The following is a 15,172-nucleotide window of genomic DNA, read 5'->3' as shown; positions in this document are numbered from 1 at the left end:
CTTCCACTTCGTTCATTACTTCAATGCCTCCAAAATAGAACAGTGACTTGCGTCATCATCGCTATGCCCACAACAAGCATCATTAATCTTTTTTAGTGCGTTACGAATTTTTGTTAGTTCTTTGATTTTTTCGTCAATCAGCAATAATTTCGCCGACGTAATACCTTTTACTTCAGCACAGCTGTGTTGAGTCGCTTCAAGGCGAATGTCTAACAACTCTTTAATTTCATCAAGACTCAACCCTAACCGCTTCGAATTCAGAACAAACTTAACTTGCTCAAGGCTGTTATCAGAATAAATACGATAACCAGAATCGCTGCGACCAGTTGGTTGAATAAGGCCGTTTTTTTCGTAAAATCGAAGAGTATCGGTTGTAACTCCACTTATTTTTGCCAACTCTCCAATTAAGTACATTTTTACCCTTACCTTTTCTGTTTAAAAAACAAGCCACTTTTAATTAATTATGTGAAGCCAATCGATTGCGCGAGCATTTTCGGCACAAATTGGGTAGAATACGCGCCATCAAAACACAGAGCTTTTATCTGAGCAAGAAACTGCTTATTCTACAAAGGTCTTTACCAAAAATGCCCCACTTTCTAAAGGAAGTAGAAACGCCTTCATTTTTGGTAAATATCTTTATACCTATCACGAACGATAGGCATAAGCATATCCCTTAAAATTATTTCTGTGAATTCGAGGAAAATGGAAGCAATGAATAACGCCCGCCCAATCCGCCGTGCTCTTATCAGCGTATCAGACAAAACTGGTATTGTTGAGTTCGCTCAAGCTCTTTCTAATCGTGGCGTCGATATTTTATCGACTGGAGGAACAGCTCGCTTGTTAGCTGAACAAGGTATCGCGGTTACTGAAGTTTCTGATTATACCGGTTTTCCTGAAATGATGGATGGTCGTGTAAAAACCTTACACCCTAAAGTTCATGGTGGTGTACTTGGTCGTCGTGGTCAAGACGATGACATAATGGAACAACACGGTATCGACCCGATTGATATGGTTGTTGTAAACCTGTATCCGTTTGCAGAGACAGTAGCAAAAGAAGGTTGTACATTAGCGGATGCCGTTGAAAACATCGATATCGGCGGACCAACAATGGTTCGAAGTGCTGCAAAAAACCACAAAGATGTTGCGATTGTAGTTAACGCATCTGACTACGACCGTGTAATCGCAGAAATGGATTCAAACGACAAGTCTCTAACCTTAGAAACTCGTTTTGACCTTGCAATAGCAGCATTTGAGCACACCGCAGCCTATGACGGTATGATCGCAAACTATTTCGGGACGATGGTTCCTTCTTATGGTGAAAACAAAGAAGGTGACGAGGAATCGAAGTTCCCTCGTACTTTTAACCAACAGTTCGAAAAGAAACAAGATATGCGCTATGGCGAAAACAGCCATCAAGCCGCAGCTTTCTATGTTGAAAGCAACCCAGAAGAAGCCTCTGTTTCTACTGCTCGTCAAATTCAGGGCAAAGCCCTTTCTTATAACAATATTGCAGATACTGATGCAGCACTTGAGTGCGTTAAAGAATTTGCTGAGCCAGCTTGTGTTATCGTTAAGCACGCAAACCCATGTGGCGTTGCGCTTGGTAAGGATATTCTTGAAGCCTATAACAGAGCATATCAAACAGACCCTACATCAGCGTTTGGTGGCATCATTGCTTTCAACCAAGAACTAGATGCGGAAACAGCGCAAGCGATTGTAGAGCGTCAGTTTGTTGAAGTTATCATTGCACCAAGCGTATCTGCAGAAGCAATCGAAATTGTAGCGACCAAGAAAAACCTTCGCTTACTTGAGTGTGGTGAATGGACGACCAAAACAACTGGCTTCGATGTTAAGCGCGTAAATGGTGGTCTATTAGTCCAAGACCGCGATCAAGGTATGGTTACCAAAGACGACCTTACAATTGTATCGAAACGTCAACCAACAGAAGACGAACTAAAAGACGCCCTGTTCTGCTGGAAAGTAGCAAAATATGTGAAATCTAATGCCATTGTTTATGCTAAAGGTGATATGACTATTGGTGTCGGTGCTGGTCAAATGAGCCGCGTTTACTCTGCTAAGATTGCGGGTATAAAAGCCGCAGACGAAGGGCTAGAAGTTCCTGGTAGCGTGATGGCATCAGATGCATTTTTCCCATTCCGCGATGGTATTGACGCAGCAGCAGAAGCCGGAATTAAGTGTGTCATCCAACCAGGAGGCTCTATGCGCGACAATGAAGTAATTGAAGCTGCTGATGAGCATGGTATGGCAATGATATTCACTGGCATGCGCCATTTCCGCCATTAATTAATACGCCTAGGTTCTATTTTCTGTCCTAGGCGGTAGATTTGAAATTTTTGATTCCCTTTTTATAAAAGGGAGTTTTTTAAGCATTAGAGCAAGTCAGTGAAGCTCATCCAAGGAAAAAGCACGCCGTTTACGTCAGTAAATGAGCACTTTGGACGCAGAAGCAGCATCACTGACGTAGCTATAAGGATTGAAAAAATGGATGTATTGATCATAGGTGCAGGCGGTCGTGAGCATGCACTTGGCTGGAAAGCCGCGCAAAACCCAGACGTTGCAACGGTATATGTTGCACCTGGTAATGCTGGTACAGCACTAGAACCAAAACTATCGAACGTTGACATAGCCGTAGAAGACATCGACGCTTTAGTCGCGTTTGCAAAAGAAAAGTCTATTGAATTGACTATCGTTGGCCCTGAAGTCCCTCTGGTTCTTGGTGTCGTAGATGCTTTCCGCGCAGCTGATTTACCTATATTTGGTCCAACTAAAGCCGCAGCACAGCTTGAAGGTTCAAAAGCATTCACCAAAGACTTCTTAGCTCGTCACGATATCCCTACCGGTTGGTATGCAAACTTTACTGAAATTACACCGGCTATCGAATATGTTCGTGAAAAAGGGGCACCAATTGTAATAAAAGCAGATGGTTTAGCAGCAGGTAAAGGCGTTATCGTTGCCATGACACTTGAAGAAGCTGAAGAGGCTATCAAAGATATGCTCGCAGGTAATGCCTTTGGTGATGCAGGCAGTCGAGTCGTTATCGAAGAATTTCTTGAAGGCGAAGAAGCCAGCTTTATTGTGATGGTTGACGGTAAAAGTGTCCTACCAATGGCCACCAGCCAAGATCATAAACGTGTTGGCGACAAAGATACTGGCCCAAATACTGGTGGTATGGGGGCTTACTCTCCCGCACCTGTAGTGACCCCAGAAATACACGAACGTATTCTAGAAGAAGTGATCTATCCAACAGTTCGCGGTATGGATGCGGAAGGTCACCCTTATACCGGTTTTCTCTACGCGGGCTTGATGATAGATGCAGATGGCACACCGAAAGTTATCGAATATAACTGTCGATTTGGAGATCCAGAAACACAGCCAATTATGATGCGTATGGAGTCTGACCTTGTCGACTTATGCTTAGATGCGCTTGATGAAAACCTTGAGAATGCGGAATCATATTGGGATCCGCGTGCTTCTATAGGGGTTGTACTTGCTGCTGGTGGTTACCCTGCGGATTACGCTAAAGGAGATGTTATCTCCGGGCTTTCATTAGATGAAGTAGAAGGTGAAAAAGTATTCCATGCTGGCACAAGTAACAAAGAAGGCGATGTTGTAACGAATGGCGGTCGAGTGCTTTGCGCTACAGCACTAGGTAATACGGTCTCAGAAGCGCAAGAGCGTGCCTATGAACTTACAAAGCGCATAAGTTGGGATGGTATGTTCCATCGTAGTGATATTGGCTACAGAGCGATAGAGAGAGAAAATCGAAAGTAGTTTCCTTTCTGTATCAAAAAAGGCGCATTATGCGCCTTTTTAAAATCATATAATCAAATAAACCATCTACTCATCTTTAATAAGTATCGGTCTTTCAACACAATCAAAACTCTCATCTTCTAACATTAATAGGTCATTCACTACTATCTTGTTAATAGGGGTCGCACCTACAAACGCAGCATAGCTGTCTAGGTTTGCAAGTCGATTAATGACAAAAGTGGGTAACGTTTGATTGAATTCTATTTTTTCGAATTTATTTCCATCGCAGCGGTTAAATACCTCGCCATCCCAATACCCTTGAATCAGTTCAGAGCCTTTACTATCTTGTTGTTTTGTTACGACCTGAATCGATTCTGCTTCATTCAAAAGCATTTGTATCTGACCGGTTCTTAAAGGAAGCACCTTACCATCAAGCCTATATTGTTGGTAAACCGCCTCACCAGTGTTGTCAAAGCGCAAGTGTATACGATAAGGAACAAGATCCATCGAAGCTTGTCTTTGCACTCCTTCTCGAACTATTTCCTTAATAATACTTTTTCTCCAACGATAGTCTGACTTATACCAGCCATAGTCACCTGAGGCGACATAATCGGATGCGGAGAAAGGAAGGTCTAAGCGCTCGGTATACCAATAGAAACTTGTGGCATCACCCGCGGATTGACCACCAGTGATAGTATTGAAAATGTCGGTATTATTTGTCGTTGGGCTAGATGAACAACCCAAAAGAAATGCGGAGAATAGAGGCGCTATAAAATAATTTTTCATAGAGGATATAAGTATGACACCGAGCACTTGGCTCGGTGTCAATTATATTACTTCACTGATTCTTTCAGTGCTTTACCAGCTACAAATGCAGGTACATTAGCCGCAGCAATTTGAATCTCTTCACCAGTCTTTGGATTACGACCAGTACGTGCTGCTCGGTGATTTACTTTGAATGTACCAAAACCAATTAGTTGAACTTGGTCACCCTCTTTTAGTGTATCAGTAACACTACTTAGAGTTGCTTCAAGAGCAGATTTAGCTTGAGCTTTAGATAGATCCGCTTTTTCAGCGATAAAGTCGATTAATTGGGTCTTGTTCATTAGGTTTCCCTTCTTATGTGTTATCGAATCCGAACCACTGTAATGCATAAAGCCCCCGTCTGGCAAAGGTTTGTCGATGAACTTTTCCTTAAATGACGAAAGTTTAAGCTGATTATGAGTAATAACTCACAATTTGATACACTTTCACATGCCAAAAACGTTAATTGCTACGCAGTAACACTAGTAAATACAGTATGTAAGCCTTATATATTGTATATAAATCATTTTGATTTATTAATAAACCACATAGGAATTTTCTTAAAAACGCATGTTTTTACTTACTATATATATCACTATTGCCATCGGTGTTTCGTTCGTGTGTTCAGTACTTGAAGCCATTTTACTGAGTATTACTCCCAGCTACTTGGCTCAATTAAGACAAAAAAACACCCCTCTGCACCAAAACTGAGTCAACTTAAAGATAATATTGACCGACCTTTAGCATCAATATTAACTTTAAATACCATCGCTCATACTATTGGAGCAGCAGGTGCCGGTGCTCAAGCTGCCGCTGTATTTGGTAATCAGTGGTTAGGCTTATTTTCTGCGCTTCTAACATTAGGGATATTACTGCTATCAGAAATTGTACCAAAAACTATCGGTGCAACATATTGGCGACAACTCGCTCCAATAGCAGCCACAATGCTTGGCTGGATGGTATGGGCATTAACCCCGTTTGTTTGGTTATCAGAACAGATTACCAAACGCTTGGCACGTGGCCACACGCCACCTAAATTGCGCGATGAAATGTCTGCAATGGCCATGTTAGCTAAAGAAAGTGGTGAATTTAATGAAGGTGAATCAAAAATACTTCACAACCTACTGACATTACACGATGTACCTATCACACAAATCATGACGCCTAGACCAGTGGTCTTTAGAGTAGAAGCTGAACTCACTATCAATGAGTTTATAAACAGACATAAAGATATTCCTTTTTCAAGACCGCTTATCTATGGGCAACAAAAGGATAATATTTTAGGGTTCGTCCATAGATTAGAGCTGTTTAAATTACAGCAATTGGGTCAAGGTGAAAGGCAGTTAGGTGCGGTTATGCGGCCAATCAATGTCCTTCTTAACAACACGGCTTTACCTAAAGCGTTTGATCACATGATGAGCAACCGCCTACAATTAATCTTGGTTGTAGATGAATATGGCACAATTCAAGGGATTGTTACTCTTGAAGATATCTTTGAACATTTATTGGGCGAAGAGATAGTAGATGAAGCGGACAAAACAACAGATATGCAAGAATTAGCTTACCAACGCTGGGAGACGTGGAAAAAACTGCACGACGTCAAAGAAAGCAATGACGACTAAGCGCTAGTAGCCAATAGCTAAACCGCATACGTAAAAAGGAGGCTATCGCCTCCTTTAATATTGATTAAACTGAAATACCTAGATTACTAATACCTTCATCCTTGATTTCTTGACGTAAGTCTTTAATCAATTCGACATCGCGCTTCTCTGCATCTTTCAGCGGTCTGTAGATGGCCCATTGGACATCCCATTCAGTACAAACTGCTTCATTATCTTTTTGATTTTCATTTGTGATTTCTTCAGACCCTTGCGCTTCCTCCAATTGAGCAACCGTCAAAACAGACAATTCGCTCAACGACAGCATATTTTCGAACAAGTAATCTCTATCTAGCAAACCATGAATCAACTGTGATAAACCTTTGCATGCATCAATAGCGGGGTAGACTCCGTAGAAGTCAAATTCTTCCGACGAAGGAATAAGCTCTTCTAGTTTTTCTAATTGACGTTCAAAATTAATTTTTGCCGTTTTTACCGTCATCAACTCCCAGATACTATCTAGGATATCGCGATATACACGCGCTTCCGCAAATTTTGTATTCTCACAGAATACAGCATAATTCGGATACATACGTTCACACAAACAAGCCATAAAGGTTATTTGTTGCCAAGGTTCAAATTTCTCGAGACGTACTTGCAGTGGATTCTGTAACATATCAGCTCTATGGTTTAGAAATAATCAGCGGCAGTGTACTTGATAAAGTAAAGGGAAAAAAGAAAGCAGATGGATAATTTTATAAACAAAGTCAAAATTATTACTGAATATAACCATGAATACGTTGAAATGCTGAATCAGGCTGAATTACCTGATTTAGTCATTACTGACGACAACAGTGAAGCCAATATTCTTTTAGGTTCGCCACCATTAGTCTCGGCAATTATCGACGAGTTCTCAAACCTTGAATGGATGCAATCCGCTTATGCGGGCGTTGACACACTAATAGCACCTAATCTTCGTAAAGATTATCAACTCACCAATGTAAAAGGCATTTTCGGTCAACAAATCTCTGAATATGTTTTAGGGTATGCTATATCGCACTTTCGGCATTTCAACACCTATCAAATACAACAGTCTAATAGGCAATGGCTTCCTCATAAATACCACACAGTTTCGGGGAAAAATTGTTAATTTTAGGAACCGGAGCCATAGGCAACCACTTGGCTCAATCTGCCTCAGTATTTGGGTTACATACTATTGGAGTCAATCGCACTGGGATCCCTCCCAAAGATTCTGCATTTGTTGAGATTGTCCATATTGAACAGATCCACGATCTTTTAAGTAATATTGATATTATTGTTTCTACATTGCCAAATACAGAACAAACAGCAGGTATATTCGATCAAAGATTTTTTTCGTCGTGTAGAGGTGCGCTGTTTTTTAACGTCGGTCGAGGTAACTCCGTTGATACGGAAAGTCTACTTGACGCTCTTAAAATGGATAATATACGTCATGCTTTCTTAGACGTATTTATCAATGAGCCAATATCTGAAGATTGTCCTTATTGGCTCAACCCCAAGGTCACGGTTACACCTCATGTGGCAGCGTGTAGTTTTCCTGAGCAAGTATTTGAAATTTTTAAAGACAATTATTTAAGGTGGCGGGATGGGTTTTCACTTTTACATACTATCGATTTTAACAAGGGCTATTAATGAATCTTCGTGTAAAAATAATCCGTAGTTTGAAAAAGCATGGTTGAGCACTCACAAGTCTAGAAGCGAACAGAGTGAGCGCTCAATCGATTTTATTTGTGATAAGGCTTAGATAGCTCATGAACCGCTTCTACAAACACACCGGCATTCTCAGGTGGCACATCTAAGTGAATACCGTGGCCTAAGTTAAATACATGGCCAGTGCCTGTATCACCAAAGCCTTTTAGAATCGTCGCGACTTCTTCTTGGATACGTGGCGCAGGAGCGTAAAGAACGGATGGATCCATATTGCCCTGAAGGGCGACCTTATCACCAACTCGTGCTTTCGCATTCTCGATATCTATTGTCCAATCAAGACCAACAGCATCACAGCCCGTCGCTGCGATTTGCTCTAACCACATACCACCGTTTTTAGTAAATAAAGTAACAGGAACACGACGACCTTCATTTTCTCTAATCAAGCCATCAACAATTTTCTGCATATATTGAAGAGAAAATAGGTTGTAATCGCGCGGTGTTAGTACTCCACCCCATGTATCAAATACCATGACCGATTGGGCACCAGCTTTGATCTGCGCATTTAGATATTCAATAACGCTATCTGCTAGTTTATCTAACAATAAGTGCAGTGTTGCGGGTTCTGCATACATCATTTGTTTGATTTTCGTGAATGCTTTTGAACTCCCGCCCTCAACCATATAGGTTGCTAACGTCCAAGGACTGCCAGAAAAACCAATTAGAGGCACTTCACCTTGCAAATCTTTACGGATTTGACGCACTGCATTCATAACATATTGAAGCTCACCTTCAGGATCAGGAAGGCCTATCTTGTCTACATCAGCTTTGCATGTAATAGGGCGTTCAAACTTAGGACCTTCACCAGTTTCAAAATGTAGCCCCAATCCCATCGCATCAGGAATGGTTAGAATGTCAGAAAACAAAATAGCTGCATCTAACGGGAAACGGCGCAAAGGCTGTAGCGTTACTTCAGAAGCCAATTCAGCATTACGACAAAGAGACATAAAGTCGCCGGCTTGACCGCGAGTCTCTCTGTATTCAGGTAAATAACGGCCTGCTTGACGCATCATCCATACAGGGGTGTAATCTACAGGTTCTTTCAATAGAGCACGTAAATAGCGATCATTTTTTAATTCGGTCATTCCGTCTTTCCAGTTTGAGCATAATTTTTCAAAAACCTATTCTAACATTCTTTAAATCTGCTGCTATACGAGCTTTGAGTCCTAGATCATGTTATCAAGTTTTTAATTAATTATTCTTTTGCGTCTCATTAACGAGCATGATACAAATCCACCCGCTAGCGAAAACAATAATAAAATTAGGTAGCTAAAATACCTAAACATCTCATAACGACATCTTACTTACCCCCTCCGTTTACGGAGGGTTTTTTTTATCTTAAATTTATTTCTTCAATCGTTTTGTCGATAAGAGCGCGAGCAATCGTACCTTCGGGAGCAACTATTGGCATCTTCTTGGGTTCGAACCATTTAACATCGGCAAGCTCAGTATAGTCAGGCTCAATGTCTCCCGAATCATAATCAGCTAAAAAAGCGACCATCATATTGGTTGGAAAAGCCCATGGCTGACTACCAAAATATCGAATATTTTTAATATTGATACCCGCCTCTTCTTTTACTTCCCTTGCTACACACTGCTCTAAGGTTTCACCAACCTCTAGAAACCCTGCGATTACGGTATACATACCACCTTTATGCTGGGGGTGTTGAGCTAAAAGTATTTGACCTTCTTTACGAACGGCTACAATGACGCACGGGAAAATACGTGGGTAATGTATGGTCCGGCATTCTCCACACTGCATTGCAATTTCATTATGATTAAGGAAATTGCGACCACCACACTGCGCACAAAAACGCTGACTCTGTATCATATGACCATACTGAACCGCCTTACTGGCTAATAAAAACAGTTCTTGTGGCATCAGCAAATTCTCTCTCAGAGAGTCTAATTCTAGTACTCGCTCCACATCTGCTTCATTTACCCACATGACAGGCTTAGAGAAATACTCACCTATTTTAATCGCTTTGTCTGATGGAAGGTTTAGCTGTTCAGCTGTCCCTAGTGGTATTTCCTTATTCAGCAACCAAATATCACTGTTGCTCACCACGATCCAATACGCATCGAGCTCACTGTCATTAACACTATTTTTTAACATCCTTTGACCTCTTCGCTTGAAGTTCAACCATTTTACTGGCAATCTAAATTCATACCAGAAATAGTTGTCACGGAATAATACATAGACATTGCTTTTGGTATCAATAAGATAAAAAATCGTATTTAAGCGACCCGTTAATGGGATTTTCGATTGTAGCAATGTGCGCAATCTGATCATGAGGGACATGGTCATGTTAAATAAATTTAAAAAAACACAAGAGCAATGGGGCGGTTCCAGTGAAGTAATTGATCACTGGCTAGATACTCGACAAATCGTAATCGTAGAATATTGTCATCTAGCGGCATTAAAACCGAACATAAATAAAAAGGCGGTAGGTCAACTTCCTACACCGGCAGAATTACAAAAATTTTGCCAACACCTTGTAGATTATATATCTGAAGGCCATTTCAAGATCTATGAGATGGTGATGGATAAATGGAAATCGACCGGATTTTCTCCAACTGATGAGATTAATCAAACTTACGGCAAAATCGTACTGACAACCGACCCTTTACTAAATTTCACCGACAAATATGCAAACGTTAGTGAGGTCGACACACTCGACGACTTAGACAATGATTTGTCATTAATAGGTGAAATTACTGAAACACGTTTCGAAGTCGAAGATCAGCTTATCCAGTTGATTGCAGATAGTTTAGCTGTACCTCCAGGAGCATAGTTGTAAAACAACAAAAACCTCCTGTAATAGTGGCACTAATCACTCCTAGTGATCAGTGCTTTTTGTTTTGTTTGCTTGAAATTCAACTTCTAACAACTCTACTATTTTTCTGTTTATTCTAATTTTCCCGCCTTTGCTACAGGCACAAAAAAAGCACCCTAAGGTGCTTTTTATTTAAGCTTTATTAACGCTACTCTTCTGAAGAAAAGCCAGCATTAAGAAGTGCCGCTAAGTTGTCTGTTGCTTGTTCAGCTGATGGTGCTTCTGGACCACCACCCGCACGTAGCTTTTGACGCTCTTGATGATAGGCGAAACCAGTACCAGCTGGGATCAGTCGACCAACAATAACGTTCTCTTTCAAGCCACGTAACTCATCACGCTTACCAGAAACTGCTGCTTCTGTTAGTACGCGAGTCGTTTCTTGGAACGAAGCTGCTGAGATGAACGATTCAGTTGCTAGGGATGCTTTAGTAATACCTAGTAGTTCACGTTCAAAACGCGCAGGCTCTTTGCCTTCAGCTACTAACGCACGGTTAGCAATCTTAACGTTAGCATATTCAACCTGTTCACCAGCAAGGAACTCAGAATCACCAGCAAATGTAATAGTACACTTACGAAGCATTTGACGAACGATAGTTTCAATGTGCTTATCGTTAATCTTAACACCTTGCAGACGATATACTTCTTGTACTTCGTTTGCGATGTAAGAGGTAACTGCACGGATACCACGTAAACGTAGGATATCATGCGGAGTCTCAGGACCGTCGGCAATAACATCACCGCGCTCAATCTTCTCACCTTCAAATACGTTCAACTGACGATGCTTAGGAATCATCTCTTCGTAATGATCACCACCATCTCTAGTAATAATCAGACGACGCTTACCTTTTGTTTCTTTACCAAACGACACAGTACCTGTGTGCTCAGCAAGAATCGCAGGTTCTTTAGGCTTACGAGCTTCAAATAAATCAGCTACGCGAGGTAGACCACCGGTAATATCTTTGTTTCCGCCCGATTTCTGAGGGATACGAGATAATGTGTCACCGATACCAACTTCCGCGCCATCTTCAATCTGTACAATCGCTTTACCAGGCAGGAAGTAGTGAGCTGGCATATCAGTACCAGGGATCATTACATCTTTACCTTTTGCGTCTACTAGTTTGATCGCTGGGCGCATATCTTTACCAGCAGTAGAACGAGCCGCAGGGTCAGTAACTTCACTTGAAGAAAGACCTGTCAAGTCATCAGTTTGACGAGATACTGTCACACCATCAATCATGTCCACGTATTGAATACGACCGGCCACTTCGGTGATGATTGGCATTGTATGCGCTTCCCAGTTAGCAACTACGTCACCAGCTGTTACCGCTTCGTCATTCTTCTTGCTTAACATAGAACCATAAGGGAGTTTATGCTTCTCTTTCGTACGGCCAAACTCATCAATGATGGTAAGTTCAGATGCACGAGAAGTGATAACCAACTTATCGTCTTTGTTTGTAACAAACTTAGCATTGTGAAGTTTCACAGTACCCGTTGTCTTAGCTTGGATGCTGTTCTCTGCTGCTGCTGTCGATGCAGCACCACCAATGTGGAACGTACGCATGGTAAGCTGTGTACCAGGTTCACCGATAGACTGAGCAGCAATAACACCCACTGCCTCACCTTGGTTTACTAGGTGACCACGTGCTAGGTCACGACCGTAACACTGTGCACAACAACCGAAGTCTGCATCACAGGTAACTACTGAGCGCACTTTCATGCTATCTACAGAGTTCTCTTCCATGATTTGACACCACTTCTCATCAATAAGAGTGTTACGTGGAATCAATACATCATCAGTACCTGGTTTTTGTACGTCTTCAGCTACAACACGACCTAGTGCCAACTCAGAAAGTGCAACTTTAACGTCACCACCTTCGATATGAGGCATCATGTCGATACCTTCGTGAGTGCCACAGTCATGATCATGTACTACAACATCTTGAGCAACATCAACTAAACGACGAGTCAAGTAACCGGAGTTTGCTGTTTTCAGTGCCGTATCCGCAAGACCCTTACGAGCCCCGTGCGTTGAGATAAAGTACTGAAGTACGTTCAAGCCTTCTTTAAAGTTTGCAGTGATCGGCGTTTCGATGATTGAACCATCTGGACGAGCCATTAGACCACGCATACCAGCAAGCTGACGAATCTGTGCAGCAGAACCACGAGCACCGGAGTCAGCCATCATATAGATGCTGTTAAACGATTCTTGTTGTTCCTCTTCGCCGTCACGGTTTACAACAGTTTCAAAAGAAAGGTTATCCATCATCGCTTTCGCAACACGGTCGTTGGTAGACGCCCAGATATCGATAACTTTGTTATAACGTTCACCAGCAGTAACAAGACCAGATTGGAATTGTTCTTGAATTTCGCGAACTTCTTCTTCGGCAGCTGAGATTTCAGTGTACTTAGCGTCTGGCACAACCATGTCGTTGATACCAACAGAAACACCAGAAAGTGCAGCGTAGGCAAAACCTGTATACATGATTTGGTCAGCAAAAATTACCGTATCTTTTAGACCAAGCTTACGATAAGCCTCGTTCAAAAGGGTAGAAATTTGTTTTTTACCAAGCTTCTGGTTAACAAGACTAAATGGTAGGCCTGTAGGTACGATCTGCCATAGCATTGCACGACCAACTGTCGTATCAACCATGCTAGTGTTAGTCGTTCTCTCGCCATCTTCATCTACAACAGTCTCAGTGATACGAACTTTAACGCGAGCGTGCAGTTCTGCAGACTTAGTACGGTATGCTTTCTCAGCTTCAGCTGGTCCAGCAAGGTACATGCCTTCACCTTTAACGTTGACCTTGTCACGAGTCATGTAATAAAGACCCAATACCACATCCTGAGAAGGTACGATAATTGGATCACCTGACGCTGGCGACAGAATGTTATTCGTCGACATCATCAGTGTACGAGCTTCAAGTTGAGCTTCCAGAGTTAGTGGTACGTGTACCGCCATCTGGTCACCATCGAAGTCGGCGTTATATGCAGCACACACTAGTGGGTGTAGCTGAATCGCTTTACCTTCGATTAGTACTGGTTCAAACGCTTGGATACCTAGACGGTGAAGTGTAGGTGCACGGTTTAACAGTACTGGGTGTTCGCGGATTACATCATCTAGGATATCCCAAACGATCGCTTCTTCGCGCTCTACCATTTTCTTAGCTGCTTTAATAGTCGTAGCCATACCACGAGTTTCTAGCTTGCTATAGATAAATGGTTTAAATAGCTCTAGTGCCATCTTCTTAGGAAGACCACACTGGTGCAGACGTAGGTATGGACCAACTGTGATTACAGAACGTCCAGAGTAGTCAACACGTTTACCTAGAAGGTTCTGACGGAAACGACCTTGCTTACCCTTGATCATATCAGCAAGAGATTTCAGAGGACGTTTATTAGAACCCGTAATCGCACGACCACGACGACCGTTATCTAGAAGCGCATCAACAGACTCTTGCAACATACGTTTTTCGTTACGTACGATGATGTCCGGAGCTGCTAGCTCTAGTAGACGCTTCAAACGGTTGTTACGGTTAATCACACGACGATATAGGTCATTCAGATCAGACGTTGCAAAACGACCGCCATCTAGTGGAACTAGAGGACGTAGATCTGGTGGCAGCACAGGAAGAACTGTCAAGATCATCCATTCTGGATTGTTACCAGAAGTAATGAATGCTTCAACAAGCTTCAAACGCTTAGTGATTTTCTTACGCTTAGTTTCTGAGTTAGTAGTCTCAAGCTCTTCGCGCATCTGTTCAGTTTCAGCGTGTAGGTCCATAGTTGAAAGCAGATCTTTGATCGCTTCAGCACCCATCTTCGCTGTGAACTCATCACCCCATTCTTCTAGACGATCGAGATACTCATCTTCAGTAAGCATCTGACCTTTTTCTAGATCAGTCATACCAGGTTCTGTTACTACGTACATTTCAAAATAAAGTACGCGTTCGATATCACGCAGAGGGATATCCATTAACAGACCGATACGAGACGGTAATGATTTTAGGAACCAGATATGTGCAACTGGAGAAGCTAGTTCAATGTGGCCCATACGGTCACGACGAACTTTAGTTTGTGTAACTTCAACGCCACACTTCTCACAGATAACACCACGGTGTTTTAGACGCTTATATTTGCCACAAAGACATTCATAGTCTTTTACTGGTCCAAATATACGCGCACAGAAAAGACCATCACGTTCTGGTTTGAACGTACGATAGTTGATCGTTTCAGGTTTCTTAACTTCACCAAAAGACCATGAACGAATCATGTCCGGTGAAGATAGACCGATTTTGATAGCATCAAATTCTTCGGTCTTATGCTGTGCTTTTAGAAAGTTTAATAAGTCTTTCACAATCAGCTCCTGTAAGGAGTTAAAAGGAACCCGCTAGATGGATTAACCATTCAATAACGAGA

General features: G+C 42.0%; 10 protein-coding genes and 2 pseudogenes. 5 read left to right on the top strand and 7 right to left on the bottom strand.

From position 1 onward, the window contains the following. Window positions 1-15: 15 nt before the first annotated feature. Window positions 16-414 carry a Zn(2+)-responsive transcriptional regulator gene (zntR, locus tag PGX00_RS03055; protein ID WP_272132685.1) on the bottom strand — a complete coding sequence of 133 codons (399 nt, stop codon included), beginning with the start codon at window positions 412-414 and terminating at the stop codon, window positions 16-18. A 297-nt stretch (window positions 415-711) separates the two neighbouring features. Here zntR and purH point away from each other — a divergent pair, with 297 nt between their 5' ends. Both purH and purD read left to right on the top strand, forming a co-directional pair. Then, window positions 712-2,304 (top strand): bifunctional phosphoribosylaminoimidazolecarboxamide formyltransferase/IMP cyclohydrolase, encoded by a 1,593-nt coding sequence (purH, locus tag PGX00_RS03050; protein WP_272132684.1) that lies wholly within the window; start codon window positions 712-714, stop codon window positions 2,302-2,304. A 198-nt stretch (window positions 2,305-2,502) separates the two neighbouring features. Beyond that, window positions 2,503-3,792 carry a phosphoribosylamine--glycine ligase gene (gene purD, locus PGX00_RS03045; RefSeq protein ID WP_272137905.1) on the top strand — a complete coding sequence of 430 codons (1,290 nt, stop codon included), beginning with the start codon at window positions 2,503-2,505 and terminating at the stop codon, window positions 3,790-3,792. A gap of 66 nt (window positions 3,793-3,858) precedes the next feature. Here purD and PGX00_RS03040 read toward each other — a convergent pair whose 3' ends face one another. Both PGX00_RS03040 and hupA read right to left on the bottom strand, forming a co-directional pair. Further along, window positions 3,859-4,557 (bottom strand): DUF1481 domain-containing protein, encoded by a 699-nt coding sequence (locus PGX00_RS03040; protein WP_272132682.1) that lies wholly within the window; start codon window positions 4,555-4,557, stop codon window positions 3,859-3,861. 47 nt (window positions 4,558-4,604) lie between these two features. Beyond that, window positions 4,605-4,877: a nucleoid-associated protein HU-alpha gene (hupA, locus tag PGX00_RS03035; protein ID WP_272132681.1), complete on the bottom strand. Its 273-nt coding sequence runs from the start codon at window positions 4,875-4,877 to the stop codon at window positions 4,605-4,607. A 268-nt stretch (window positions 4,878-5,145) separates the two neighbouring features. Here hupA and PGX00_RS03030 point away from each other — a divergent pair. Then, window positions 5,146-6,197: pseudogene (locus tag PGX00_RS03030) on the top strand (CNNM domain-containing protein). A gap of 64 nt (window positions 6,198-6,261) precedes the next feature. On the opposite strand, the gene PGX00_RS03025 reads toward PGX00_RS03030, so the two are convergent. Then, on the bottom strand, window positions 6,262-6,849 hold the full coding sequence (locus tag PGX00_RS03025) for a YjaG family protein (RefSeq protein WP_272132679.1): 588 nt from the start codon (window positions 6,847-6,849) through the stop codon (window positions 6,262-6,264). 69 nt (window positions 6,850-6,918) lie between these two features. On the opposite strand from PGX00_RS03025, the pseudogene PGX00_RS03020 reads away from it, so the two are divergent. Next, window positions 6,919-7,844 (top strand): annotated as a pseudogene (locus tag PGX00_RS03020) (D-2-hydroxyacid dehydrogenase). A gap of 92 nt (window positions 7,845-7,936) precedes the next feature. Here the strand turns inward: PGX00_RS03020 and hemE are convergent. Together hemE and nudC are read right to left on the bottom strand one after the other, a co-directional pair. Then, window positions 7,937-9,004: a uroporphyrinogen decarboxylase gene (hemE, locus tag PGX00_RS03015; RefSeq protein WP_272132678.1), complete on the bottom strand. Its 1,068-nt coding sequence runs from the start codon at window positions 9,002-9,004 to the stop codon at window positions 7,937-7,939. A gap of 248 nt (window positions 9,005-9,252) precedes the next feature. Next, window positions 9,253-10,035 carry an NAD(+) diphosphatase gene (gene nudC, locus PGX00_RS03010; RefSeq protein ID WP_272132677.1) on the bottom strand — a complete coding sequence of 261 codons (783 nt, stop codon included), beginning with the start codon at window positions 10,033-10,035 and terminating at the stop codon, window positions 9,253-9,255. A gap of 184 nt (window positions 10,036-10,219) precedes the next feature. Here nudC and rsd point away from each other — a divergent pair, with 184 nt between their 5' ends. Beyond that, window positions 10,220-10,714 (top strand): sigma D regulator, encoded by a 495-nt coding sequence (rsd, locus tag PGX00_RS03005; RefSeq protein WP_272132676.1) that lies wholly within the window; start codon window positions 10,220-10,222, stop codon window positions 10,712-10,714. Window positions 10,715-10,904: 190 nt separating this feature from the next. On the opposite strand, the gene rpoC is transcribed toward rsd, so the two are convergent. After that, the gene (rpoC, locus tag PGX00_RS03000; RefSeq protein WP_272132675.1) at window positions 10,905-15,110 is read right to left on the bottom strand and encodes a DNA-directed RNA polymerase subunit beta'; all 4,206 of its coding nucleotides are present in this window, start codon (window positions 15,108-15,110) and stop codon (window positions 10,905-10,907) included. Between the last annotated feature and the right edge of the window lie 62 nt (window positions 15,111-15,172).

This window comes from Vibrio algarum (genome assembly GCF_028204155.1).
Lineage (GTDB): Bacteria > Pseudomonadota > Gammaproteobacteria > Enterobacterales > Vibrionaceae > Vibrio > Vibrio algarum.
The sequence above is the reverse complement of the archived record's forward strand: the minus strand, read 5'-3'. Positions and strand labels throughout refer to the sequence as shown.